Annotated in this window: 21 protein-coding genes and 5 pseudogenes; 23 read left to right on the top strand and 3 right to left on the bottom strand. The window is 41.3% G+C overall.

Features of this window, described 5'->3' with window-relative positions; genetic code table 11:
- Window positions 1–38 precede the first annotated feature (38 nt).
- Window positions 39–1,188 (top strand): annotated as a pseudogene (locus NYZ99_RS22630) (lycopene cyclase family protein).
- Here NYZ99_RS22630 and NYZ99_RS00660 read toward each other — a convergent pair.
- On the bottom strand, window positions 1,185–2,159 hold the full coding sequence (locus NYZ99_RS00660; RefSeq protein ID WP_260573033.1) for a polyprenyl synthetase family protein: 975 nt from the start codon (window positions 2,157–2,159) through the stop codon (window positions 1,185–1,187). The pseudogene NYZ99_RS22630 and the gene NYZ99_RS00660 sit on opposite strands and share 4 nt — an antisense overlap.
- A 223-nt stretch (window positions 2,160–2,382) precedes the next feature.
- Here NYZ99_RS00660 and NYZ99_RS00655 point away from each other — a divergent pair, with 223 nt between their 5' ends.
- From NYZ99_RS00655 to NYZ99_RS00595, 12 genes are all read left to right on the top strand, one after another.
- Complete coding sequence (locus NYZ99_RS00655; protein ID WP_260573032.1) at window positions 2,383–2,853, top strand: carboxypeptidase-like regulatory domain-containing protein; 471 nt, start codon at window positions 2,383–2,385, stop codon at window positions 2,851–2,853.
- Entirely contained in the window at window positions 2,814–5,399 is a 2,586-nt protein-coding gene (locus tag NYZ99_RS00650) for a SusC/RagA family TonB-linked outer membrane protein (protein ID WP_260573031.1), read from the top strand. Before NYZ99_RS00655 ends, NYZ99_RS00650 begins: the two co-directional genes overlap by 40 nt.
- A 209-nt stretch (window positions 5,400–5,608) precedes the next feature.
- Window positions 5,609–6,760 (top strand): RagB/SusD family nutrient uptake outer membrane protein, encoded by a 1,152-nt coding sequence (locus NYZ99_RS00645; protein ID WP_260573030.1) that lies wholly within the window; start codon window positions 5,609–5,611, stop codon window positions 6,758–6,760.
- Between the two features lie 29 nt (window positions 6,761–6,789).
- The gene (locus tag NYZ99_RS00640; RefSeq protein WP_420845155.1) at window positions 6,790–7,488 is read left to right on the top strand and encodes a RagB/SusD family nutrient uptake outer membrane protein; all 699 of its coding nucleotides are present in this window, start codon (window positions 6,790–6,792) and stop codon (window positions 7,486–7,488) included.
- Window positions 7,489–7,550: 62 nt separating this feature from the next.
- Window positions 7,551–8,162 (top strand): FG-GAP repeat domain-containing protein, encoded by a 612-nt coding sequence (locus tag NYZ99_RS00630; RefSeq protein WP_260573029.1) that lies wholly within the window; start codon window positions 7,551–7,553, stop codon window positions 8,160–8,162.
- The gene (locus NYZ99_RS00625) at window positions 8,098–9,486 is read left to right on the top strand and encodes a CRTAC1 family protein (RefSeq protein ID WP_260573028.1); all 1,389 of its coding nucleotides are present in this window, start codon (window positions 8,098–8,100) and stop codon (window positions 9,484–9,486) included. Before NYZ99_RS00630 ends, NYZ99_RS00625 begins: the two co-directional genes overlap by 65 nt.
- A 20-nt stretch (window positions 9,487–9,506) precedes the next feature.
- Entirely contained in the window at window positions 9,507–10,415 is a 909-nt protein-coding gene (locus NYZ99_RS00620) for an FG-GAP repeat domain-containing protein (RefSeq protein WP_260573027.1), read from the top strand.
- Window positions 10,381–10,899 carry a hypothetical protein gene (locus NYZ99_RS00615; protein ID WP_260573026.1) on the top strand — a complete coding sequence of 173 codons (519 nt, stop codon included), beginning with the start codon at window positions 10,381–10,383 and terminating at the stop codon, window positions 10,897–10,899. The genes NYZ99_RS00620 and NYZ99_RS00615 overlap by 35 nt, the downstream gene beginning before the upstream one ends.
- Before the next feature lie 44 nt (window positions 10,900–10,943).
- Window positions 10,944–12,020 (top strand): phosphatase PAP2 family protein, encoded by a 1,077-nt coding sequence (locus NYZ99_RS00610; RefSeq protein ID WP_260573025.1) that lies wholly within the window; start codon window positions 10,944–10,946, stop codon window positions 12,018–12,020.
- A gap of 366 nt (window positions 12,021–12,386) precedes the next feature.
- The gene (locus NYZ99_RS00605; RefSeq protein WP_260573024.1) at window positions 12,387–12,887 is read left to right on the top strand and encodes an FG-GAP repeat domain-containing protein; all 501 of its coding nucleotides are present in this window, start codon (window positions 12,387–12,389) and stop codon (window positions 12,885–12,887) included.
- The gene (locus NYZ99_RS00600) at window positions 12,784–13,287 is read left to right on the top strand and encodes an FG-GAP repeat domain-containing protein (protein WP_260573023.1); all 504 of its coding nucleotides are present in this window, start codon (window positions 12,784–12,786) and stop codon (window positions 13,285–13,287) included. Before NYZ99_RS00605 ends, NYZ99_RS00600 begins: the two co-directional genes overlap by 104 nt.
- 35 nt (window positions 13,288–13,322) lie before the next feature.
- On the top strand, window positions 13,323–13,949 hold the full coding sequence (locus tag NYZ99_RS00595; RefSeq protein WP_338039202.1) for an ASPIC/UnbV domain-containing protein: 627 nt from the start codon (window positions 13,323–13,325) through the stop codon (window positions 13,947–13,949).
- Here the strand turns inward: NYZ99_RS00595 and NYZ99_RS00590 are convergent.
- The gene (locus NYZ99_RS00590) at window positions 13,946–14,410 is read right to left on the bottom strand and encodes a hypothetical protein (RefSeq protein ID WP_260573022.1); all 465 of its coding nucleotides are present in this window, start codon (window positions 14,408–14,410) and stop codon (window positions 13,946–13,948) included. The two genes, NYZ99_RS00595 and NYZ99_RS00590, sit on opposite strands and share 4 nt — an antisense overlap.
- A 294-nt stretch (window positions 14,411–14,704) precedes the next feature.
- On the opposite strand from NYZ99_RS00590, the gene NYZ99_RS00585 reads away from it, so the two are divergent.
- The 8 genes and pseudogenes from NYZ99_RS00585 (at window position 14,705) to NYZ99_RS00550 (ending at window position 22,531) form a co-directional block, all read left to right on the top strand.
- The gene (locus NYZ99_RS00585; protein ID WP_260573021.1) at window positions 14,705–15,049 is read left to right on the top strand and encodes an RNA polymerase sigma factor; all 345 of its coding nucleotides are present in this window, start codon (window positions 14,705–14,707) and stop codon (window positions 15,047–15,049) included.
- A complete protein-coding gene (locus tag NYZ99_RS00580; protein ID WP_260573020.1) occupies window positions 15,012–15,239 on the top strand; it encodes an RNA polymerase sigma factor in 228 nt (75 codons plus the stop codon). The genes NYZ99_RS00585 and NYZ99_RS00580 overlap by 38 nt, the downstream gene beginning before the upstream one ends.
- Window positions 15,240–15,251: 12 nt before the next feature.
- The gene (locus NYZ99_RS00575; protein WP_260573019.1) at window positions 15,252–15,686 is read left to right on the top strand and encodes a hypothetical protein; all 435 of its coding nucleotides are present in this window, start codon (window positions 15,252–15,254) and stop codon (window positions 15,684–15,686) included.
- Window positions 15,664–15,807 carry a hypothetical protein gene (locus NYZ99_RS00570; protein ID WP_260573018.1) on the top strand — a complete coding sequence of 48 codons (144 nt, stop codon included), beginning with the start codon at window positions 15,664–15,666 and terminating at the stop codon, window positions 15,805–15,807. The genes NYZ99_RS00575 and NYZ99_RS00570 overlap by 23 nt, the downstream gene beginning before the upstream one ends.
- An 84-nt stretch (window positions 15,808–15,891) precedes the next feature.
- Complete coding sequence (locus NYZ99_RS00565; RefSeq protein WP_260573017.1) at window positions 15,892–16,497, top strand: TetR/AcrR family transcriptional regulator; 606 nt, start codon at window positions 15,892–15,894, stop codon at window positions 16,495–16,497.
- Window positions 16,498–17,837 (top strand): annotated as a pseudogene (locus NYZ99_RS00560) (TolC family protein).
- Window positions 17,838–17,863: 26 nt separating this feature from the next.
- The gene (locus NYZ99_RS00555; RefSeq protein WP_260573016.1) at window positions 17,864–19,027 is read left to right on the top strand and encodes an efflux RND transporter periplasmic adaptor subunit; all 1,164 of its coding nucleotides are present in this window, start codon (window positions 17,864–17,866) and stop codon (window positions 19,025–19,027) included.
- A gap of 6 nt (window positions 19,028–19,033) precedes the next feature.
- Window positions 19,034–22,531, top strand: a pseudogene (locus tag NYZ99_RS00550) (efflux RND transporter permease subunit).
- A gap of 149 nt (window positions 22,532–22,680) precedes the next feature.
- Here NYZ99_RS00550 and NYZ99_RS00545 read toward each other — a convergent pair.
- Complete coding sequence (locus tag NYZ99_RS00545) at window positions 22,681–22,950, bottom strand: toxin-antitoxin system YwqK family antitoxin (RefSeq protein ID WP_260573015.1); 270 nt, start codon at window positions 22,948–22,950, stop codon at window positions 22,681–22,683.
- 263 nt (window positions 22,951–23,213) lie between these two features.
- Here NYZ99_RS00545 and aspS point away from each other — a divergent pair.
- Window positions 23,214–24,966, top strand: a pseudogene (gene aspS, locus NYZ99_RS22625) (aspartate--tRNA ligase).
- A gap of 64 nt (window positions 24,967–25,030) precedes the next feature.
- Window positions 25,031–26,816, top strand: a pseudogene (locus NYZ99_RS00520) (chloride channel protein).
- Window positions 26,817–26,858: the final 42 nt, after the last annotated feature.

Below are 26,858 nucleotides of genomic sequence, written 5' to 3'. Positions count from 1 at the left end.
ATTTAAGAAGGTCATTAGGTAAATCCCTATTTTTGGCTATGGCCAAATTGGACTACGATTACATCATCATAGGGGCGGGTGCTGCCGGACTATTATTGGCCGATGCTTTGGGCAAAGACTCGTTTTTTTATCAAAAAAATATCCTTATTCTCGATAAGGACGCCAAAAAGAACAACGATAGAACATGGTGCTTACGGGAAAAAGGAAAGGGTCAATTTGACAACCTCCTATACAAAACATGGAACCATATTGCCTTTAAGGGGAAGGATTTTTCCGAAAGCTATGCTATAGCACCGTATACCTATAAAATGATACGGGGTATAGATTTTTATGAGCACTATTTTGAAAAATTCAAGGACTATTCCAACATCCTTTTTCAACAGGAGGCCGTCAAGGAAATTGAAGAATCTATGGGAACTGTTGTCGTCCATACGGACGGAAACCAATATATCTGTAAAAAGGTTTTTGATAGTCGGTTCAACTATGATATGATTGAGGCGGATGGCCCATATCCTGTAATTCAACAACACTTCATAGGTTGGATTATTAAAACACCAAAGCCCGTTTTTGAAGTGGATCAGGCCACCTACATGGATTTCTCCATTCCACAGAAAGACAATACCCGTTTTATGTATGTCCTTCCTTTTCAAAAAGATACAGCCTTGGTGGAATACACTCTTTTTTCAGAGGACTCTATTATCAAAAACCGAATATGAGGAAGCCATTAAGGACTACATCCATAACCGATTACATTGTGAAACGTATGAAATCCTGGATCGGGAACAAGGAAGTATTCCAATGACCAGTTTTGACTTCACCAAAAATAACACGGAGCTAATAACCCATATTGGAACGGCGGGAGGATGGGCCAAACCTAGTACTGGATACACCTTTTTGAGTACCTCAAAAAAAATTCCCCTATTGATCTCTAATTTAAAGGCAAAAGGCAAAAAACAAAACCTAAAGCAAGAAAAGCGATTTTGGTTTTATGACCTTCTTTTTTTAGATGTGCTTTATAGGACGAACCAAAAAGGTCATGCAATATTTACCAACTTGTTCCGCAACAGAAAACCACAATTGATTTTTAAATTCCTGGATGAAGAAACAAACCTATGGGAAGATATTTATTATATCCTAGGCTGCCCCAAATGGCCCTTTATCAAAGCTTTTTTTAGAAGACTCTTTTAGACGGTACGTTTCATTAAATTCTCTCCAAATAACCGAAGTACCCCTTTCTTTTCTTCACTAATGTCTAACTCGTTCAAAATTAAAAAAGCTTTTTGAGTAAAGGATTCGATAGCGTTTTGGGTAGATGCGGCCGCTCCGCTTTCCATAAAGATGGCCTTAACGGCCTCAATCTTATCGGCCGGTTCCTTTGGTTGAATGGAATATAAATCCAGTAGTTCCTTTTTATATGTTGCTGAACCAGACTCAATGGCCTTTATAAAAAGGATAGTTTTCTTGTTCTCAATGATATCCCCTCCTACTTGCTTCCCAAAAGTCTTGGGATCACCAAATACGTCCAGATAGTCATCCTGAAGCTGAAAAGCGATGCCAAGGTTCAATCCGAAATTATAAATAAGCTCTTGATTCTCGGAACTTGTATTGGCTACAATGCCACCCATTTTCATAGCAGCCGCCACCGGAACGGCCGTCTTGAATTCAATCATTTTCAAATACTCCGGGAGAGTAACGTCTTCCCTGGATTCAAAATCCACGTCGTACTGTTGCCCTTCACATACCTGTAAAGCCGTTTTACTGAACAACTTGGCCAAATTCCTAAAAGTGGTGGGCTCGTAATTTTCAAAAAGTTGGTAGGCACAGATTAACATGGCATCTCCGGACAAAATTCCAGTATTGGTATCCCATTTTTCATGAACGGTCGCCTGGCCCCTTCGTACCGGAGCAGCATCCATGATATCATCATGCACCAAAGAAAAGTTATGAAAGACTTCTATAGCCAATGCAGCATCAAGGGCTTCCTTATAGTTTCCATCGAAAATCTCGGTGGTCAACAAAGCCAGTACAGGCCTCAAACGCTTTCCTCCTAATCTTAAAATATAATTGATGGGCTCATATAGGTTGACAGGCTCTTGTAGGACAAATTTGGATTCCATATAGGAAACAAATTCTGATCTGTAAACATCAATGGATTGCATGCACTTTTTTTTCAAAAATAGGACAATCCAAAGAATAATTTCAAAGTATAGCCATGCTGGCTATCCATTTCCTATGCAGTTCACAAAACACTGAATCTCTCGATCATTAGGAATATGACAAAATAACGAAGTCTTGTGTGAAAATAACACGAAAAAAAAGGTAGGAATTTTATGATTAACATAAATTTTTGATAAATTCGCCCTACAACCTAATTTCACACGTATGAGAATATTTTTAAATTACGTAGCCTATTGTCTCAGAAAACCAATAGGTTACTTAGCGATTATCATGATTATTTGTACAGCATCCAGTACGGTTATGACAGCCCAAACCACGGTTTCCGGTACGGTAACCTCCGCAGCGGATGGAATGCCATTGCCTGGCGTCTCCATTATCGATGCCAACAATCCTACAAGAGGGGTTCAGGCAGATTTTGATGGAAATTACTCCATTACCTTGGATGACGGAAATACTAGTTTGAGGTTTAGCTACATTGGCTTTAAGACCGTAGTTGTTCCTCTTAACAACCAAACTACACTGAATGTTTCTCTTGAAGAGGATGTAGCTAATCTTGAAGAGGTAGTTGTAGTAGGTTATGGTACCCGGAAAAAGGCGACCGTAACAGGTGCGGTGACCGCAGTTCAAGACCCGTATTGGAAAGCTCACCCGCAATTAGTGTTTCCAACTCATTAGCTGGTAGATTACCAGGGGTTGTTATCATTCAAACCAGTGGTGAACCAGGTAATGACCAGTCAAACATCAGCATTCGTGGAACCAACACCTTAGGTAATAATCAACCTTTAATCGTTATAGATGGTATTCCCGATAGAGATGGTGGAATAGGAAGGTTGAATCCTGATGATATTGCAAATATTTCAGTTCTTAAGGATGCTTCCGCGGCAATATATGGGGCAAGAGCGGCCAATGGAGCCATTATAGTTACCACAAAACAAGGTAATGCCGGGAAACCTGTAATTACTTATAAGGGGGATTTTGGCATCACAAGACCTACCAAGGTACCTGAAATGTCCAATGCGGTGGAATATCTAACCATAATGAACGAGTTGGCCATCTATAACAGTAACATTCCGGTTAGTGAGTGGGGTGCTGCCAATACGGCATTTCAAAACGCAGGTAGCTATACCATTCCTGGAAGTGGTGAAACCGTAAATGCCGCTTTTAGCCCGGAAACTGTTAATGGACATAGAGCAGGAAATGACCCATGGCTATATCCAGATTCGGATTGGTTCGGAGCTACTTTTCAAGATTGGGCAGAACAACAAAGGCACAACCTTTCCATAAGCGGTGGAAGTGAAAATATTAAATATTATTCCTCATTGGGATATGCAGATCAAGGGGCAATCTACAAGAATTCAGCCAACAGGTATCAACAATATAATTTTAGAATTAATACCGACGCAAAAATCAACGACTATTTCTCAACAAAATTAGGTTTTACCTACAGAAAGGAATATCGGACATTTCCAACTGAGGGTGCTGGTGCCATTTTTAGAATGCTAATGCGTGGTAGGCCCAATGAAGCTGCGGTATGGCCAAATGGCCTTCCCGGCCCCGATATTGAAAACGGGCAACAACCAGTAGTTGTAACTACCAATGCCACAGGTTATGACAAACAGCCTACGGACTATTTGCAGTTTACAGGTTCTGTGGACATAAAAAACCCTTGGGTCGAGGGATTAACCTTGACCTTGTTGGCAGGTGTTGACCAAAGTCAACAGAGGAGAAAACTTTGGCAAACTCCTTGGGAACTTTACTTTTTAGACCGAGAGAGATATATTTCCACAGGTGAACCCGTTCTTAACGCAGCGGTAAGGTCTAATTTTACTGATCCAAGATTAACTCAGTCATCTTTAAATGTAATCAACACAAACTTAACCGCTTTGTTGAATTATGATAAAACCTTTGGGAATGATCACACCATCAATGTATTGGCGGGTGTAACTCGAGAAAATTTTCAAGGAGAATTCCTTTCCGCATTCAGGCGAAACTTCTTGTCTGCTGCAGTGGATCAATTAGGAGTTGGAGGCGAAGTTGGCCAGGAAACAGATGGTTTTGGATACAATAGAACGAGACTAGGATATTATGGCCGTGCCCAATACAATTTTAAGGAAAAATATCTAGCGGAGTTTATTTGGAGATATGACGGTTCCTATATATTCCCAGGTAATGATCGTTTTGGATTTTTCCCAGGTTTCTTGGCCGGTTGGAATATCAATAATGAAGATTGGTTCAATGTGAAAGGAATCGATTATTTAAAACTAAGGGCCTCTTACGGTCAAATGGGTAATGACCAAGTATTCTTTAACCAAGCTTTACAGGAATATGCTTATTTATCCATTTATGATTTTGGTCAATACCCTATCGACGGAGTTGTTCAAACTACACTTACTGAGCCTCTTTTGGCCAACCCGAGTTTCACTTGGGAACGAGCCAATAACTTTAACTTAGGTTTGGATGGTATCATATTGGATGGCAATCTTAGTTTTACATTCGAGTATTTCTTGAACAAACGAGATCAAATCTTGATTCAACAGACTGGTTCAACTCCAGGTTCTTCAGGAATCGCAGACTTATTGCCTCCGGTAAATGCCGGTAAAGTTGATAATGAAGGATTCGAATTTGCATTGAATTATTATGGCGGAGATCCGGACGGACTAAAATGGGATGCAGGTATCAATGGTGGTTTTGCTAAAAATACCGTGGTCTTTCTTGATGAAATCCCAGGTGCTCCTGAATATCAGTTACAGGAAGGAAAACCTATTGGGGCCTATTTGGTTTATCAATATGACGGTGTATTCAGGGATGAGGCTGCTATAGCCAGCAATACATTGGACTACAGTGCCGTTAAACCACAATTGGAGCCAGGTGACATGAAATTCAAAGATGTGAATAATGATGGGATTATCAATGACTTGGATCAAGTTAGAATAGATAATAACTTAATTCCTACCTTCAATTTTGGAGCCACTCTAAATGCGAGCTATAAAAACTTTGACCTTTCCATATTATTTCAAGGAGCTACGGGAGCCAAGCTGCCAATACAAACTGAATCTGGTGATATTGGTAACTTCTTGAAATATAGTTTTGACAATAGGTGGAGCCCGGATAATCCTAGTAGTGTACATCCAAGACTTGCCAGTAGGGGAGACACCTATTATTCGGAGGGGATTATGGTAATAATACCTACTATTTGTTTAGTAAAGATTATATTAGATTAAAAAACGTATCCTTAGGATATAATTTCCCTGAAAAATTCATAGGTCAGTTTGGGCTTACGGGATTCAGGGTATACATGAGTGGCTTAAATTTGGCGACTTGGGCAAAACAGGACATTTACGATCCTGAATCTACTACCTCAAGTGGTCAGTTTTACCCTCAACAAACTATTATTAATACTGGTTTTAGTTTAACATTTTAAAAATTAGTTATGAAAAAAAGAAGAATTCTAATCCTTTTAGGGCTTGCGGCCAGTTTACTGCCGATGTCCTGTAATGAGGATTTTTTGGAAACGCAGCCGCTGGATTCTATTTCTGCGGATGCCACATGGTCTGATGGTGCTTTATCGCAAGCCTTTGTTTTCAACGTGTATTCCTTTTTGGGGTATGGTGGTTTTGAAGAAGAAGGATTGGCATCATTAACTGATGAAGCTATGTTTACCCACTCTGGTAGGGGCATCAACGTAATTACTGAGGGATCTTTATCACCTGCAGGAACTGGGAATGATCGTATCGTTCCACAATGGGATGAATTGTATTTGGCTATTAGGCAAGCAAATATCGCCATTCAGGAGCTACCAAATTCTACCTTTGAGGATGACGGCCTTAGAGACAGGCTTTTGGGGGAATCCCATTTTCTTAGAGCCTATTACTACCATCAATTGATGAGATATTATGGAGGGGCGCCATTAATAGATAGACCATACGGTTTAAACGAGGATTACTCCATTGCACGAAGCACTTATGCCGAAAACGTAGATTTTGTCACAAGTGATTTGGACAAGGCCATTACCCTATTGGATGGAAAGGAATACACTCCCGGTAGGGCTTCTAAATTAAGTGCCATGGGGCTCAAGTCGCGAGTTCTATTGTATGCAGCCAGTGATTTGCGCGATGGCCCAACCGCAAGTGCAAAATCTTCCGTATTATCAAGTTATCCTAACCTAGAATTAGTTGCCTATACTTCAGGTGATAGAATGTCTCGATGGAACGCTGCTAAAGATGCTGCAAAAGCAGTGTTGGATGAGACTATGGGATATAAATTGGATTTGAACGCACCTGTTTCCGAAGAGGAAGCTGTTCAAAATCATATATCTATCAGTATGGGAGGAGGTTCGGCAATTGGTGACCCTGCCGCTCGTTCAGAATTACTTTTTGAAAGAACGCACACACCTTTGTTCACGGTCGAAAGTAACTGGCCGTTGGGTGGAATACATCAAGGTATTAACAACGATCCAAACGGATATCATAACTGGGCAGGTAATACACCTATACAGCAATTAGTGGACGACTATCAAATGATGGATGGTTCTGACTTTGATTGGAACAATCCGAGAACATGCTGCAGCTCCCTATACCAATAGGGACCCAAGATTAAAGGCAACTATTCTCTATGATGGTGCTGATTGGAAGCCAAGACCAAGTGATGTTGCAGGAATTGACCCTTATGACCAAATTCAATCAGGTTCATATGCAGATGGTAGTGGAGGCATTATTGCAGGTGTTGATACAAGGGATTCCCCAATTGAAAACTGGAACGGAAGTAGGTCTCGGTTATTATGTAAGGAAGTTTATCGACCCGGATCCAGCCGTTGTAGATAACCAATCCAGTGCTCAAGTTGTACCTTGGCCATTTATTAGATATACCGAGATTGTATTGAATTATGTGGAAGCTTCCATAGCTACTGGGGATGAAGGTGAAGCCTTAAATTGGCTGAATAAAATCCGTTACAGGGCTGGAATGCCCGCTTTAACCGTTTCGGAAGTGACTTGCTGGATGCCTATATCAATGAGAGACGAATTGAATTGGCCTATGAAGAACATCGTTATCATGATGCCGAGAAGATGGATGATCGCTGAGGAAACTTTAGGTAGGGGCATTAAAGTGATGAAGGCTACCGCCACTTTAAAAGCTGGTGCCACACCACACGTGCCATATCGATATGACCCAGCAGTATATGATTATACATATAATGTTGTTGATAATAATGACAATGAAACCAGGTCTTGGGACGACAAAATGTACTTTATGCCCATTAGCAGGAATGAGATAAACCGTAACAATTTACTTATTCAGAATCCTGGATATTAATAATACTGAAATCCGATAAAAATCTATCCCTTTAGGGGGATAGATTTTTTTATTTTAGGGGTATGCTTCAAAAGAAAATTGTACCATTTTTTTTGCTTTTTGTTTCTTTATTGGGTTGTAACCCATCAGAGGAACAAAAAACCAACGCGGATGAATCTAGAGAGGTCTTAACGGTGGAAACTTCTCTCTTCAATCTGCTACCTGAGGATCGTACGAATATTCATTTTCAAAATACCCTAAAAGAAGGACTCAATGCCAATGTACTTGTCTATGAGTATCTCTATAATGGTGGTGGCGTTGCGGTAGGTGACTTTAATGATGATGGTTTGGAAGATATTTATTTTACTTCAAACATGGGGGACAATAAATTTTATCTCAACCAAGGCGATTTAACCTTTAAGGAAGTCTCGCAAATTTCAAACGTAGAAGGTAGACCCGGATCTTGGAAAACAGGAATCAGCGCGGCAGATGTGAACGGTGATGGCAGGCTTGATCTTTACCTATGCTACTCAGGTGCCCTACCTGATGAGAAAAGAAAAAATCAACTTTTTATCAATCAAGGAAATAACGAGGATAACATTCCAGTCTTTAAAGAAGAAGCAAACGCTTTTGGCCTTGATAGTCCCGCATATAGCAACCAAGGTTATTTTCTCGGATTACGACAAAGATGGTGATTTGGACATGTTGTTATTGAATCACAGTCCTAAATCCCTACCTGTGCTTAATGAGTCCCTCACTAAGGAAATTTTGAAAAAAGATGACCCTTTACAAGGATTAAGGGTTTATAGACAGGATAACGGAATATTTAAAGATGTTACACTTACCAGTGGAGTAAATGGATCTGGACTTAGTTATGGACTAGGTATTGGTATAAGTGACATAAATGATGATGGTTGGTTGGATTTTTATGTTTCGAACGATTACACCATTCCGGATTATCTCTATATAAATAATAAGGACGGTACATTTTCTGATGAGCTCGGGAAACAAATGGGACATACAAGCCATTTTTCCATGGGTAACAATATTGCAGATGTTAATAATGATGGCTTACAGGACATATATACCCTGGATATGTTACCGGAGGACAATAGAAGGCAAAAATTGCTGCTTTCCCCTGATAATTACGAAAAGTTTGATCTAAATCTCCGAAGTGGATTCCACCATCAATATATGCGCAATATGCTGCAACTCAATAATGGCAACAATAGCTTTAGCGAGGTAGGACAATTATCCGGCACTTCCAATACGGATTGGAGCTGGGCCCCTTTATTGGCCGATTTTAATAATGATGGTTTCAAAGATCTTTTTATTACAAACGGTTATTACAGAGACTATACCAATTTGGATTTTATAAATTATATGGAAGATTTTGTACAATCCAAGGGGCGTTTAAAAAGACAAGATGTTTTGGAGCTAATTGAGCAAATGCCTTCATCAGACCTTACCAATTATTATTTTTCCAATAATAATGGAATTTCCTTTACCAATAATACCAAGAACGCGGGTATTCTTCATCCTTCGAATAGTAATGGGGCATCCTATGCCGATTTGGACAATGATGGTGATTTAGAATTGATAGTCAACAACATCAATAAAACCGCCTTTGTTTATGAAAATATTTCTGAAAAAACAGAAAACACCTTTCTGCGAGTAAAGTTGAAAGGGGAAGATAAAAACACTCAAGGTATCGGTTCAAAAGTTAGCGTTTATTCTAATGGCCTTGTGCAGGTTCTTGAACAAATACCCAACCGTGGTTATCTTTCAACAGTATCCCAAGTACTGCATTTTGGGATTGGCGATTCGACTACTATCGACTCCTTAATTGTACGTTGGAATTCCGGTAAAGTTGAAACCCAATATGATGTAAAGGGCAATTCAACAATCCTTTTAAATGAGGCGGATGCCGAAATTCAAAAAACATCCAAAAGAAAAACCGTCAATTTTTTCAGAAAACCTCAAGCTTGGTTGATTACTCCAACAAAGCCTCAAACATAAACGACTTTAAAAGACAATCTTTGCTTCCCAAGCAACTATCACATAGAAGTCCGGCCATGGAGATGGGAGATTTTAACAATGATGGTTTGGAAGACCTTATAATAGGTGGTGGCGTGGGACAGCAAACTTCGTTATTCCTACAACAAAAAAATGGGAATATGATAGGGAAAAAGATTCCCGATTTTTCATTGGACACTCAAAGTCTAGACACCGACATTTCCGTCTCGGATTTTGACAAGGATGGCAATTTGGATATTTACATTGCCAGCGGCGGATATCACAACTTCAATCCAAATGACATACATTTTCAAGATAGAATTTACCTTGGTGATGGAATGGGAGGATTTAAAAAGGATAATCAGGCTCTCCCCCAACTATTAGAAAATACTAGTACCATTGCTATAGGTGATATCAATAATGATTCCCATCCGGATATTTTCGTTGGAGGAGGTATTATTCCAGGGAGATACCCCGAGACTTCGCCAAATTATATATTAGTAAATGATGGAAATGGAAAATTCCAAATTGGGGATAACGCTAACAATGAGATTTTAAAAATTCCAGGCTTGGTAACAGATGCTAAGTTCGCGGATATAAATGGAGATGGTGCCCTTGATCTCTTTGTTGTTGGAGAATGGATGCCCATAAGTATTTTCATAAACCATAACGGAAACTTTAAGAACGAAACCTCATCATACTTCAATAAAGAATATAAGGGTTTATGGACTACCATTGAAATTCAAGATATTAATGATGATGGCCGTTTAGATATTGTCGCTGGTAATTTAGGAACCAATATCCAATTCAAAATAGATGAGAAACATCCTGCGACCCTTGTATATGATGATTTTGACAAAAACGGTGCCATTGATCCTATTCTAAATTTTTATGTAGGTGAAACCAGTTACCCATATCTTACCGAGAGATGAGCTTTTAGGGCAACTTGCCTACTTAAAACAAAAATATACCAGCTACGAAGACTATTCAGGGGCTAAGCTCACAGATATATTTTCAGAAGAAGTAGTGTCAAGTGCACATAAATTAAACGTAAATTTTACGGAAAATTCGCTCTTTATAAATACTAGTACTGGGCAATTCGAGAAGTCACAGTTACCTATTCAGGCCCAGTTTTCACCTATCTCAAAAATCTTGATCCATGATTTTGACCAAAATGGTAGAAAGGATTTCCTATTACTAGGAAATGATGATTATTATAAGTTAAGAATTGGAAAATTTGATGCTAATTACGGAACCTTACTTCTTCAAGATACTCAGGGTGGGTTTAAGTATATCTCTCAAAACCAGTCCGGCCTGGACATTAGGGGTAGTCAAGTAAACGGTGTACTTATGAATGACAATCTTTTGATCCAAGCCTATGGAAAACCATTGGAGACCTATAAACTAGTGAATTAACCATGTTTCGAAAAAGATACTACAGGCATCTAATAATCTTACTGGTGGGAATTACTTTTTTTGCCATTATAGGGTGCGAAAATCAACCGAAACCGGCACCAATTAAACCAAATGAAGTAGCGATAGCCTGGGCAAAATTAACCTTGTTCATAACCCAACATACACCATCCAACTCACCAACTTTTGCCTCACGAGCCTTTGGTTACATTGGTCTTACAATGTATGAAAGTGTTGTTCACGGATACGAGGATTATCATAGTCTAGAAGGACAACTAAACGAATTGGATAGTTTACCCAAACCAGATACCGAAAAGCAATACGATTGGGTACTTTCCCTAAATGCTGCTCAAGCATCCATATTAAGGGATATTTATATACAAACTTCGGAGGAAAATGTCCTAAAAATTGATTCTCCGGAGCGCCGAATTTATGAACAATATTCCAAAAACCTAAAGGAGGATATGGTTACCAATTCCATCTCTTTTGGAAAGGAGGTAGCCCAAGCTATCTTTGAATGGTCCAAGACAGATGGTGGACACCGAGGTTATCTGCATAATTTCGATAAAGAAATTATACATCCGGATTTTCCTGGTTCATGGAAGCCTCCTCTCTTTGCACAATCATTCAGCCATCATCCCTTACATCCGCATTGGGGAGAAAATAGAACTTTTGTAGCGGTAAATGCAGAAGTTGAGGACCCTGAATTTTTACCATATGACACAGTCCCTGGCTCTCCTTATTACAAGCAGTTTGAGGCCGTTTATAAAAAGGAACGCGAACTTACCAGGGCGGAAAAAGAATCAGCCATCCGGTGGGGAGATGACCCGGATGTTTCTTTTACCCCTCCAGGTCATTCCTATTACATTGCTACACTAGCTGCGGAATCCAGCGGGGCCGATTTGATCACAGTGGCAAAAGCCTATGCACAAACAGGTATTTCGGTGGCGGATGCGTTTATTGAATGTTGGAAGTGGAAATATGCCTTCTTTACAGAAAGACCCAATACGTTCGTCCCTAAATATATAGATGAGGAGTGGGAGTCCTTTTGGCGGGACCCTCCTTTTCCTGCATTCCCCTCTCCGGGCATGCCATACAGGCGGCGGCGGCTGCCACGGCCCTAGAAAACAATTATGGGACAAATTTCAAATTTACGGATAGGGCCCATGAAGGAAGGGAAAGGGATAAGGTGAGGGATACTGATTTTACCATTCGGAGCTTTGACTCTTTCGGGAAGCTGCCCAAGAAACGGCAGATTCGCGTTTTTATGGGGGCATACACACTCCTATTGACAATGAAGTTGGACTTGCCAAAGGTGCAGAAATTGCAACCAATGTGAACAATCTAAAATGGAAAAATTAAGAATACACTTTGTATTGATACTTCGAATTCTCATACTATGCATCTTTGTCTTTCCTTATGCCAACACTAAGGGGCAAAACGTTTTTAAGGATGTGACCGATTCCGCCGGTATTGACCACAAATATAAAGTGTACGAAGGTACCTTTGGTGGGGGCGCCACAGTGTTTGACTTCAACAACGATGGTTACGAAGACGTCTTTATAACAGGTGGTATGAATTCAGATGCATTGTACCTGAACCTAGGAAATGGAAAATTTAAGGATATATACGCATCATCTGGTTTGGGAAAATCCAATCTATATGTTACACAAGGGGCTGCCAGTGCGGATGTGAATCGGGACGGGTTTAGAGACCTTTTTATAACCACTATTACCACCACAGATGGTTCCAATAAAATCCCAAGAGCGGAAAATCTTCTTTTTATAAATAATGGGGATTCAACTTTTAGGGATGCTACCAAAGACTATGGTTTGGAAGACCTCAATTCCTTTAGCACCGGTGTTAGTTTTGGGGATATCAATGCGGATGGCTTTCCGAGATGTTTTCATAGGCAACTATTTTCAAGAATTCAAGGGAAAACTAGGTATTATAAAGGATGCAACTATTGTAAGTGCCAATCAAACGGCTAAAAGTTACCTACTGCTAAACAAAAATGGAGAAAAATTTGAGGATGTTTACGAGTCTTATGGCCTAGGTCATAAAGGATTTGGATTTGGTGGTGTATTTACAGATTTTGATAATGATCAAGACCAAGACCTACTGGTCAATCAAGATTTTGGATATAAGGCAGTACCCAATTTTCTATATGAAAATGAGTACCCTTGGCAATCCTTCCGTGATGCCAGTGCAGAAACCGGAATGGATTTAACCATAAACGCCATGGGATCTGCTGTTGGGGATTATAATGGGGATGGTTGGATGGACTATTATGTCACCAATATCAAATTCAATTGGTTAATGGAAAACCAAGGTAAGGGAAAGCCCTTTGTAGATAGGGCAAAGGAATTGGGACCTATAATCCGGCAATAAGCTGGGGTGCCAATTTCGCGGATTTTGATCACGATATGGATTTGGACCTTTTCGTATCCAATGGTGACTTGAACCCTAATTGTACCCCCATGGGAAACTTCTACTTTGAGAACCAGGAAAATAAGTTCGTTGAGCGCGGACGGGAACTTGAGGTGAATGATTATGGCATTGGAAGGGGCTCTGTACTTTTTGATATGGATAATGATGGAGATCAAGATTTATTGGTAGTGAACCAAATCCCCATTTTAGATTATCCCATAGAATCGGCTACAAAATTGTTCAGAAATGATATTTCAAATGGCAATTGGTTAAAGGTAGCATTAAAAGGGATGTCCTCCGAAACTTCAGGTATAGGTTCTAGAGTAACTGTGATTGCAAATGGCAAAAAATTGATTAGGGAAATAGACGGAGGAGGGTCCAGTCATCTATCCCGTAATTCCGTTATAAGTCATTTCGGATTGGGAAATAGCACAAAAGTAGATTCCATTATAGTAGATTGGACAGGGGGTAATCGACAAATACTCCTAAATCAAAATGTGAATCAATCACTAACCATAACTGAAACCGAGCAAAGTAGTTTCAAATGGTATGTTGCAATTTTTATAACGATTGTAGCTTTAATGGCTTGGTACATCCTAGCTAAAAGGAAAAACCCGCTTTAATCCAACTTTCTGTAAAAATACCCTAATCCATCAGCTGGGATCCCATCTGAGACCAACCAGCCATCACAAATTATGGCTGATTCAGTTAAACTTGAAAAATATATATAGGATTCTCCTTCAATCTCAATAATTGTCCAATCATTAGTTTCTTTTATTCGCCATAAACCTCGGTCGACTTCGATGCCATCTTCGACAACCGAAAAAGTCCCCTCTTTCGCAAATGATGCAACTATGGTTTTTTCTTTCACCCAGTCAAAGCTTGTATTAGGAGCGCAGTTTCCGCAAGCGGCATCGGTCAATCTCCAATTACCGATCAATAATTCATTCAACTCTTTAGATTCCCGTACTAAGTTGGACTCATCGCATCCCTGATAGGCCTGTTGGTTTTCACGCTCACTATCTTTATCACATGAAATCACCAACAACATAAGTATTGAAAGGTGGGTTATTAGATTCTTCATTGCATTTTTTAGCAAATAGATACAAAATTGTCCCTAGGTTGCGCTAAACGAATCCATTATTTCCGTCAATCCCCCCCACCGTCACTTAAAAATAAATAATGTGCTTTTGCTCCAGTTACTGACTAAAATTGTTGGTATAGATTTCATAAACATTACCTCCTAACTCTAAATTTCCACTGGGTCTATTGTTACAAAACCGGAACTTTCACGTCCATTTAAAAAGAAAGTTGAAAAAAATGCAATACTTTCTAAAATCATCGTCTCTATAAGTGAAGACCAAAAGAAAAACCACGAGTGGTTTCAAAAAAACAACAGAATAACAACCTAACCGAGTTCTTTGAAGAGGAGTATAGTTCTCTTAAGGGATATGTGCGCTCCAAAATAAAGCATACGGCCGAAAGTGATGCCGAGGATATTATACAGGATGTGGCACTTCGGATTTTCTCTAGGCCCTTGGATGCATTGCCCATTCAAAATATTGGGGGGTTTGTTTACAATGCCATAAGGAATAGGATCATTGATATCATGCGTACCAAAAAGGAAAGAATCGATGAGGAGGAAACCTTGGAAGTGTTATGGACGGAATTCGCAACAATGTTCCATGATGATTTTCAAGAAGCATATCCGAGACCAACTTAAAGAAAAACTGAAAGAAGCTATTTCATCTTTAAAAGCAGACTACAGGGATATAATAATCGCTGTAGACTTCGAAGGCTATACCTATAAGGAAATCGCAAACCAAACAGGTATATCACCGGGTACATTGATGTCTAGAAGACACAGGGCAATGTCCCTTCTATTGAAAAAATTAAAAACTGAAAAAAAATAAAAACAATGAATTATGGAAACGACTAAAAACATTGAAAAACAGGTGGAAAATACTGTGAAGAAATCGGTAAAAAAAGGAGTGAAGATCTTCTTCTTTACACTCTTGGGAATAGCGGTCGCCTTCCTCTTTGGATATATCGTAATGCACTTATGGAATTGGTTGATGCCCGAATTATTTGGATTACCAAAGGTGGGCTACTGGCAAGCCATAGGTATTCTTCTATTATCCAAAATAATCTTTGGATTTGGAGGTGGCGGTGGAGGTCATGATAAAACAAAGAAATCCCATAAAAAGAAGTTTTTTGAAAATCGATGTAAAACAATGCGAAGGGATTTTTCTGAATGGGCCCATTACGATGAGTTTTGGAAAGAAGAAGGTGAACAGGCCTATAAAAACTATGTTGAAAGGATTAAACAGAATCAAGATGGAGAAGGAAATCAGGGCTAAAAAAAGATATCACTTTTTAAACAAGGCCTTCTTTTGGAGCCTGAACATTACCCCTTCCAAAAAAGAAGACACAGGTGGAACGCTTCAGTTTCCAATCGTCACCAATGAGGGAAATGGCTAAATCCATGTCGTTTGTTAACAAATTGTAAAACTTTGGAAACTTTTTATGTTTTTAAAGTTTCCTGGACTATATTTGTCGCCCATTATGAAAAATAAGATACGAGAAAAGGCGACAGATATGTTCTTAAACTTCGGTTTTAAGAGCGTTACCATGGATGATATTGCGAACACCATGGGAATATCCAAAAAAACCATTTATTCAGAATACAGTAACAAAACCGCTTTGGTGGAAGACTGTGTTATGGGCAAATTCTGTACGATGAGTGATGGCATCAATCAAATTACGGCTCCGGAAAAAGACCCCATCGAGGAACTTTTTGAAATAAAAAAATATGTCCTGAGCCATTTAAAGGACGAAAAGTCCTCTCCGCAGTATCAATTAATGAAATATTATCCCAAAATACACGGTAAACTAAAGGATATGCAATTTGACATGATGCAGCTTTGTGTCACTTCCAATATTGAGCGTGGTATGGAATTGGGGCTCTACAGACCGAATTTAGATGTTGAATTTATCTCACGCATCTACTTTGCCGGAATGAACAGTATCAAGGACCAAAACATGTTTCCATTGGATCGTTTTTCCCCCATCTTTTTAATGGAAACCTATTTGGAGTATCACCTAAGGGGCATTGTATCTCCCGAAGGCCGTCAAAAGTTAAACGAAATCATCAATTCAAATCAACAATAAATGCGCAATCAACTAATCACTTTATGTATGTTCATGGCAGTTCTATTTGGCCATGCGCAGGAAGAAACCTATAGCTTTACATTAGACGAGGCCATTGCCTTCGCACTGGAAAATAATTATAGTGCTATCAATGCGGATAGGGACCTTATCGATGCCCGAAAACAAAAATGGGAGACCATTGCGGACGGGCTACCTCAGATTTCAGGGGCCGTTAGCTATCAAAATCAATTGATCCAACAGGTGATCCAGTTACCAGGTGAAATAGCAGGGGGTGAACCTGGGACTTTCGTAGAAGTGGTTTTTGGGCAACCCCAACAGGTCAATGCCTCTGCTACCCTACGTCAGAAAATTTTTGATGGATCTTATATAGTTGGAGTCCAAGCCACTAAGGCTTTTCTTCGATATAGTGCCAACAATAATGAAAAAACCTCGCAGGATGTAAGGAAAGCAGTGGTTGAATCGTATGGAAATGTCCTTCGGCAAAAGAAAGCGTTGCAATTTTAAATAGAAACAAGGTAACCTTGGACAAAAACCTTTATGAGACTACCAAGCTTTTTGAAAACGGACTTAGTGACGAAGAAAGTGTAGACCAGTTAAAGATTACCCTTTCTTCCATAGAAAACCAGCTTAAGAACGCCATTCGCTTAGAGGAAATAACACTTCAAATGCTGAACGTGGTCATGGGATTGGATTTGGATGCCCCAACCCAACTAAAAGATAATTTGGAAAACCTTACCCAAGAACAAATCGACCTTGAAATCATGGAATCCGATTTGAATCTTGAAAACAACGTGGACTACAAAATCGCCCTCAACCTTAATGAGCAGCGTTATTTTGAATGGAAATTGGCCAAGAGCAGGGCCCTTCCAACCCTAAATGGTTTTGTAAGCTATGGAGCTCTTTCTTTTGGGAACGAGTTTACATTTTTTGACCGTGGACAGGATTATTTTGAGTTTTCTTCCTTTGGTGCTGGACCTTAGTATTCCCATTTTCAGCTCATTGAAAAGAAGTGCCAGTACCCAAAGGGCCAAAATCGCCATGGAAAAGGCAAAGACCCAATTGACCGAAGCGGAGCAACAGATACGCTTGCAATTGGAAAACGCCAAAAGCAATTATGTTTTGGCCATTGAACAATACCGGACCTCCAAGGAGAATCGGCACTTGCCGAGCGCATAGAGAACAAAAATCAAATAAAGTATACGGAAGGTCTCGCCAGTAGTTTTGAACTACGACAGGCACAGACACAATTGTATACCGCACAACAAGAATATCTACAATACATGGTAGATGTCATTAACAAAAAAACAGAACTGGAAATCATTTTAAACGAACAATCCTAAGCAATCAATCAATTAAATATACAATTATGAGAAAATTACTATTCTTAGCCATTCCTTTGGGTCTCCTATCCTGCGTAGGTGATAATCAATCCGTTTACGGGTTGATCGAAAGTGGGGATGTAGAGGCACTAAGAGCGAAGAAGAACGAAATAGTCAGCCAGCAAAAAGAGTTGGAAAGTCAATTGTCCCAATTGGATTCCGCCATTTCAAAATTCGGTACGGCAGAAAAACTTCCGCTGGTCAATACGATTACCGTAAATCCCCGGATATTTAACCACTATTTGGAACTTCAAGGCGACGTAAGTACCAAACAAAATGTACTGATTTACCCTGAGATGTCCGGAACTTTACAAAAGGTATATGTCAAAGAAGGACAACGGGTCACCAAAGGACAACTTTTGGCAACTATAGATGATGGTGGTATGGGAAGTCAACTTTCCCAGCTAAAAACGCAGGCGGAACTAGCCGAAACTACCTTTGAAAGAAGAAAAAGACTTTGGGAGCAACAAATAGGTTCGGAAATCGAGTACCTCTCCGCAAAGGCAGAGTTCGAAGCTAGACAAGATGCCGTAAAACAGGCCCGCAGCCAACTGGGAAAAACCAACATCAGAGCCCCTTTTTCCGGTATCATAGATGATGTCATTAAAGATCAGGGAACAGTGGTTTCCCCAGGTCCCGGTTCCGAGGTGTTCAGGATTGTAAACCTATCCGATATGTACATTGAAGTAGATGTACCTGAAACCTATCCGGGCTCTATTTCTAAAGGAAAAGAGGCCTTGGTATATTTCCCTGTGTTGGGCGATAGCATCCAAACAAAAATTAGGGAAACCGGAAACTTCATCAATCCGGCCAATAGATCTTTTAGCGTAGAAATACCGGTTCCCAACAAGGACGGACAAATAAAACCGAACCTCACCGCTAAAGTAAATCTTAACGATTACACAAGCGAAGATGCCATCTTGATTCCATCGAGTATCATTTCCGAAAATGCGGAAGGTGAGCAATATGTATTTGTGGCCGGGGAACCCGATCCTGAAAATGAAGCCGTAGTAGAAAGAACCATAATCACCATTGGTAAAACACAAGGGGCCCTGGTAGAGGTTTTATCCGGTCCGGAAGCAGGCAACCAGGTAATCAAGGAAGGTGCCCGTAGCGTGAAGGATGGTCAAAAAGTAAAAATTCAAAAGTAAATTTCCATGAGCGATAAAGTAAAGAAAAACGCCGACAAGGAGTTTAAGCTATCCTCGTGGGCCATTGACAATCCATCGGTCATCTATGTAATGATTGCCATATTCCTATGGTTGGGCTTTTCTGCCTATATGGCCATGCCAAGGGAGGACTTTCCGAGAGATTGTGGAAACCAAAGTATACATCAGTACCCCCTACCCCGGAAATACCGCTGAGGATATTGAACGATTGATAACGGACCCACTGGAGGACCGTCTCAGAAACGTGAGTAATGTCGTCGAAATTATTTCCACCTCCCAAGAGGACTATGCCATCATTACGGTAGAGTTTGACGAGGAGATTACCGTAGAGCAGGCCAAACAGAACGTAAAGGATGAAGTAGATTCTGAAAAGGCCAGTGAGGATTGGCCAACCTTTAACGGGGCCAAAGTGGAACCCAATGTGTTCGACCTGAACTTTTCCGAGGAAGTACCCATCATGAACATCAACTTTACAGGGGATTATCCAGTAGAGCGGTTAAAGGAATTCGCGGAATACCTGCAGGATGAAATAGAGGACCTTCCGTGAAATCAAAAAAGCGGACATCCGTGGCGCCCAGGAAAAAGAAGTGGAGGTTGCCGTGGATATTTATAAAATGATGGCCGCCAAGATTAGCTTTCAAGATGTGTTGAACGCTATCGGAAACGGTAATATGACCATTTCTGCTGGAAACTTAAAGGCTAGCGGACAGCGGAGAACTATTAGGGTCTTGGGTGAAATTGAAAACCCTAGCGACCTCAACAATTTCGTGGTAAAATCCGAAAATGGAGCAGTCTACCTGAAGGATATTGCCGAAGTCACTTTTGAGGAGAAGGACAAAACTACGTATGCAAGGGAATTTGGTGACAATGTGGTGATGTTGGACGTGAAGAAACGTGCTGGTAGAAATGCCATTTCCGCAGCGGACAAGATCAAGGAAATCGTAAAACAGGAGCAGGCCAACTACTTTCCTGCCGATTTGCACATATCCATCGCCAACGACTCTTCTACGAGAACCTTAAATCAAGTGGACGATTTGGTAAACAATATCATCTTCGGGATTATCCTGGTAGTAACGGTATTGATGTTTTTCCTAGGATTTAGGAATGCTCTTTTTGTTGGATTTGCCATCCCTATGTCCATGTTCATGTCCTTTATGATTCTTTCTACATTGGGATATACGCTCAATACCATGATCCTGTTTGGTATGATCATGGGTCTTGGTATGTTGGTGGATAACGGTATTGTAGTTGTGGAAAACGTGTACCGCCTTATGGACGAGGGCATGCCCAAAATAGAAGCGGCCAAAAAGGGTATTGGAGAAATAGCGTATCCTATTATCATTTCTACGGCTACCACCGTAGCGGCCTTTGTTCCTCCGGGCTTATGGCCGGGTATCTTTGGGCAGTTTATGAAATATTTCCCTATTACGCTTTCCGTTGTATTGGGGTCTTCCCTATTGGTGGCCATTTTCATGAACTCCATGTTGGTTTCCCAATTCATGAATACCAGCGAAAAGGAGCTTACAAGGAAGCAATTGATCCGCCTGAGCATCATTTTGGGAGGCCTTGGTGCCTTAATATTGATTTTTGGTGGAGCCATGCGCGGGTTGGGATCTGTGATGATTCTTACTGCTATCATGTTTTGGGTATACAAATATGTCATTAAGGGAGCGGCGATACGTTTTCAAAAGAGGACCATGTCCCGTTTTGAGGATTGGTATGAAAGACGCTTGGTGCATGCCTTAAAAGGTAGAAACGTATATTGGTATTTTGGTTTGACTTTTCTTTTATTGATTGCCGTATTCATGCTCTTTGGGGCGTCCTTGGGTACCGGACGAACCAAAGTAGAGTTCTTCCCGGACAATATCCCGAACGAGATTTATGTCTATATAGAATATCCGGAAGGTACCGCTATTGAAAAGACCAATGAGATTACCAAGGAGGTAGAAAAACAGGTATACGGACTCATGGACGACCCGGCCTATAAAAAGAACGGGGAGAACTTCATTGTTACCTCGGCCGTATCGGTGGTGGGTGAAGGTGCCGGAAATCCATTGACCGACGGTGGTTCATCTGCAGAAATGCCACACAAGGGAAAAGTGACCGTAAACTTTGCGGAGTTCAAATACCGTGACGGAGTGAATACCGAGGACATACGTGCCAGGGTACAGGAGGCCGTGGCCGGAATCTATCCCGGGGTAGCCATATCCGTTGAAAAAGAGGCGAACGGACCGCCAGCAGGTCCACCTATCAATATTGAATTGGAAGGAAGGGATTATGACCAACTGATAAATACGGCAGAGGACATACGCAACTTCTTAAATACCAAGAACATTGAGGGCATCGAGGAATTGAAAATAGATGTCAACAAAAGTAAACCTGCCATGCGGGTAAATGTAGACCGCGAAAAAGCGGGAGAATTGGGTGTGGCCGTAGGTCAGGTTGGTAACCAATTACGTCGTTCCCTTTTCGGCGAAAAAGCAGGGGTTTTTAAAGAGGATGGGGAGGATTATGACATCAACGTACGGTTTAATGAGGATTTGAGGTATAATAAAAGTGCCTTGTTCAACCAGAATATCATTTTTAGAGATCCAGCCAGTGGCCGGATCAAAGAGATCCCCATATCTGCCGTGGCTAAGGAAACCAATACCTCCGGATTCAGTGCCATAAAACACCGGGATGGAAACCGAGTAGTAACTGTATACTCGGATTAAAGGCCGGAGGCAATGCAGCGGCCATCGTGGCCCAGATCCAAGACGAAATGAAGCAGTTTGAAGGTATGCCGGATAACATAAAGGTGGACTATACGGGTGAAATCGAGGAACAGAACAAGCAGCAAATGTTCTTGATCGGGGCCTTTTTCTCCGGTTTAGGCCTTATTATGTTGATTCTTATCTTTCAATTTGGCGGAATTTCCAAACCCTTGATCATTATGATCGCTATTTTCCTAAGCTTTATCGGGGTATTTGGTGGATTGATGATTACCGGGTAGTCCTTTGTGATTATGATGACGATGATGGGAATTATTTCCCTGGCGGGTATCGTGGTGAACAATGGGGTGGTGCTGCTGGATTATACCCAGATTTTGGTAGACCGAAAAAAGGTGAAATTGGGAATGGATGATAAAGATTTATTGACCCTATCTGAGGCCACAGAGGCCATTGTAAGAGGTGGAAAGGCTCGATTGCGTCCGGTAATCCTAACGGCCATTACAACCGTGTTAGGTTTAATTCCATTGGCCATAGGATTGAATATTGATTTCTTTGCCCTTTTCTCAGAGTTTAACCCACATATCTATATTGGGGGGGACAACGTAGTGTTCGCGATTCCTTGGCTTGGACGGTAATATTTGGACTATTGGTCGCTACCTTCTTGACCTTGATCATTGTACCGGTGTTGTTCAACATCGTATATAGAATCAAGATCAAGCTAAGGGGACTTCGTTCCGCAGAAGTTAAAAACGAAAGTGCATTGATTTCGCAATAGTGCTACAAATAGCACACAACAAAAAAAGCCCGATACAGTTGTATCGGGCTTTATATTTTTTAGAAGAAATCACTAGTTCGTCACGACGGATTCCTTTGCATCCATTTTTTCTACGCTGGCAATCCTGTTATTATCAAAATTGACCTCTTTTACGATATCGCCTTCCCGAACAACCATTTACCGGTTTTAACACCTTTATCATAGTTACCCATGGCAATCTTTTCACCCTTGGTATCGAACATAGTCCACTCTCCCTGTAATTTTTCATTTAGGAAAAAACCTTGTTGCGAAATTTCTCCATTGGCATGAAAATAGGTCGCTTTCACCTTTTCCCCTACTTTTTCAAACTTGGGAGCTATCTGTTGTGCATTTACACCAAAGGAAAATGCTAAAATTGCGATTATCAGTAAACGTTTCATAGTATATACTTTTTAATTAAGTACCTTCGACATAACATTAACGTTACAAATATAGAATTATCTTACCATAAATCAATATTTAGGTAACGTTTACTTAACATTAAATTTACATTGAAAGCTTAATTAACTGTTTTTTAGTATTTTACATTGTTAACTTTAACAATTATACCTTCCCTTACATTTTGAAAAAGGTATTCTATAAATAGATTTCTAATCGAACGATACTTCTTAAATTTGCCCTTTCTTTTTATAATATAAGTACTATGTATAGAAGCCATACCTGCGGGGAATTAAGGGATTCACATATTAATACCGATATCGTTCTGTCCGGATGGGTACACAAGACGCGCGACAAGGGATTTGTGGTTTGGGTAGATTTACGTGACCGATACGGGATTACCCAATTGGTATTTGATGAGGATCGCACTTCTTCCGAACTTTTGGAAAATGCGCGAAACCTTGGCAGGGAGTTCGTTATTCAGGTGAAGGGCACCGTAATAGAAAGAGCTTCAAAAAACGATAAAATACCTACGGGGTCCATTGAAGTATTGGTAAAAGAGCTTGTAGTGCTAAATACGTCCAAAACTCCCCCGTTTACCATTGAGAACGACACCGATGGTGGTGAGGACCTACGTATGAAATACCGATACCTGGACATTCGCCGAAATCCCGTAAAAAACAACCTTATCTTTAGGAGTAAAGTAACCATGGAGGTGAGGAATTATTTGTCGAAACAAGGTTTCATAGAGGTAGAGACCCCTTATTTGATCAAATCTACCCCGAGAAGGTGCCCGCGATTTTGTGCGTCCCTAGCCGAATGAACGAAGGCCAGTTCTACGCCCTTCCCCAATCCCCCCAAACCTTTAAGCAATTGCTGATGGTGGGTGGTATGGATAAGTATTTCCGGATCGTAAAGTGTTTTAGGGACGAAGATCTAAGGGCCGATAGACAACCGTGAATTCACCCAAATAGATTGTGAAATGGCCTTTGTGGAGCAGGAAGATATTTTGAATGTCTTTGAAGGGCTGACGATGTATCTTTTAAAGGAAATCAACGGGGTGGAAGTTGACAAATTCCCTAGGATGACCTTTGACGAGGCCATGAAGAAATATGGTAATGATAAGCCGGATATCCGTTTTGGAATGGAATTCGGGGAATTGAACGAGGTCGCCCAACATAAAGACTTTAATGTATTCAATAATGCAGAATTGGTGGTGGGTATCGCGGTACCCGGTGGAAACGCCTATACCGGAAAGGAAGTAGACCAACTCATTGACTGGGTCAAACGACCACAAGTGGGTGCCCTGGGCATGGTGTACAGCCGTTGCAATGAGGATGGTAGCTACAAATCCTCTGTAGATAAGTTTTACGACCAGGAGGACCTTGCCAAATGGGCCGAAGTGACCGGCGCCAAACCAGGGGATTTGATTTGCGTACTTTCCGGGGAAACCAATAGGGTAAGGGCCCAATTGAGTGCCTTGCGTATGGAACTGGCCCAACGTTTGGGACTACGGAAACCGGACGAATTTGCACCGTTGTGGGTAGTCGATTTCCCGCTATTGGAATTGGATGAGGAAACTGGACATTATCATGCCATGCACCACCCGTTTACCTCACCTAAACCCGGTCAATTAGAATTGTTGGATACTGATCCGGGAGCGGTTCGTGCCAATGCCTATGATTTGGTGTTGAACGGGAACGAAATAGGTGGAGGCTCGATTCGTATCCATGACAAGGAGACGCAATCCATCATGTTCAAGCATTTAGGATTTACCCCGAGAGGAGGCCAAGGCCCAGTTCGGGTTCCTGATGGATGCCTTCCAGTACGGTGCTCCGCCCCATGGCGGAATTGCCTTTGGCTTGGACCGATTGGTAGCCATCTTGGGCGGGCAGGAAACGATTCGCGATTTTATCGCATTTCCCAAAAACAATAGCGGTAGGGATGTTATGATAGATGCCCCCGCCCCTATCGATGCGGAACAGTTGGAGGAACTTCATTTGAAACTCGATATTTAGGAAATAAAAAATCCCGCTTTTAGAAGCGGGATTTTTATATACCTTTAAATGAAGTTTTTCAGGAATGCCAACCCAAAACAAATCATTCTTAAAGCGTTTGCTCATTTGGAGGTACAAAAATATTTCCGAGAAAACGTTCATCTATATCCTTAGTGTAATTGTCGGTCTGCTGGCAGGTCCGGCGTCGGTAACCCTTAAAAACATTACCTATTTTATTGAGGCCTCCCTGGAACGCGGTATCATTTTCTCCAGTAACCAATTGTATTTTATACTGCCCATCATCGGGTTGACCTTGGTCTACCTGTATGTAAAGTTTGTACATAAGGAACGCTTGAAACATGCCGTATCCTCCATCCTCTTCTCCCTTTCCAAAAAGAAGGGGATTATTGACCGAAAACAGATTTTGACGCAACTGGTGGCCGCCCCGTTGACCGTCGGTTTTGGGGGTTCGGTTGGGCTATTGGGGCCAGCCGTAGCTTCGGGGGCCGCCATAAGTTCCAACTTGGGCCGTTTGTTCCACATCAGTGCCAAAACACGCTCCCTTTTGATTGCCTGTGCCTCGGCAGGCGCCATTGCCTCGATCTTTCAATCGCCCATCGCGGCCATCATTTTCGCCGTGGAAGTCTTTAGCATGGATCTCACCATGATTTCCATGTTGCCCCTTTTGTTGGCCTCTATTTCGGGGTGCTTACCTCCTACTTCTTTTTGGGCAACGAGGTCTTGTTCACTTTTAATATTTCACGTGCCTTTGAGGTCAAGGACACGTTGTTCTACATCGTTTTGGGTGTAGGAACGGCGGTAGCTTCCATTTACTTTACCAAAATGTATTTTGGTATCCTGAACTTGTTCAAACCCCTTAAAAGCCCCAAATACCGACTTCGGTGGGTGGGTTGGCCATAGGCATCATGCTATATATGATTCCCCCGCTCTATGGGGAAGGTTTTAGCTTTATCAACAGCCTGCTCATAGGGGATCATATCCAGGCTTTGGGAAAAACCCCGTTCGATGCCTTTATGGACAATATCCGGGTGGTCATCGCCCTATTGTTCGGCATTACGATATTCAAGGCAGTGGCCATGACCACGACCTTGGCGGCCGGTGGGGCAGGTGGAATCTTCATCCCTACCATGGTCATGGGCAGTGCTTTGGGCAATGTAGTGGCCAAGGTCATCAATAATCCGGGATTGGGCTTCTCCGTCTCCGAAAGTAATTTTACGCTGATCGGTATGGCAGGGTTGATTTCCGGGGTGTTACACGCCCCTTTAACGGCTATATTCCTTATCGCGGAGATTACAGGTGGCTATGGCCTTTTTGTGCCCTTGATGATTACCGCCTCCATTTCCTATCTGATTACCAAAAACACCATCGACTACAACATTTATACCCGGGAACTGGCCGAACGAGGCGACTTGCTTACCCATAACAAGGACAAGGCCGTACTTACCCTTATGCAACTGGACGACCTCATCGAAATGAATTTTAAAACGGTCAACCAGCACATGACCTTGGGCGAAATGTTGCATGAATCCGTGGCGAAATCCACCCGAAATATCTTTCCTGTAGTGGATGCCCATGAAGCTCTGGTGGGCATTATTCTTTTGGACGATATACGGGAGTTTATGTTCGATACGGCGCTTTATAAAAGCACCAAGGCCATCACCTTTATGCAAAAGCCCCCTGAAATCATTTTTTATGACCAGGACAATATGCAGGCCATCATGCAAAAATTTCAGGATAGTGGGGCGTGGAACCTTCCGGTGGTCAAGGACGGGAAGTACATGGGCTTTGTGTCCAAATCCAAATTATTGACCGCCTACCGTAGGGAGCTGATCAACTTTACGGGGAATTAGTTTATATTACAGATATAAAAGAAATATGTGTAATTGTACACA

Origin of the sequence: Maribacter litopenaei, from assembly GCF_025244665.1 — a bacterium.
GTDB lineage: Bacteria > Bacteroidota > Bacteroidia > Flavobacteriales > Flavobacteriaceae > Maribacter > Maribacter litopenaei.
The sequence above is the reverse complement of the archived record's forward strand: the minus strand, read 5'-3'. Positions and strand labels throughout refer to the sequence as shown.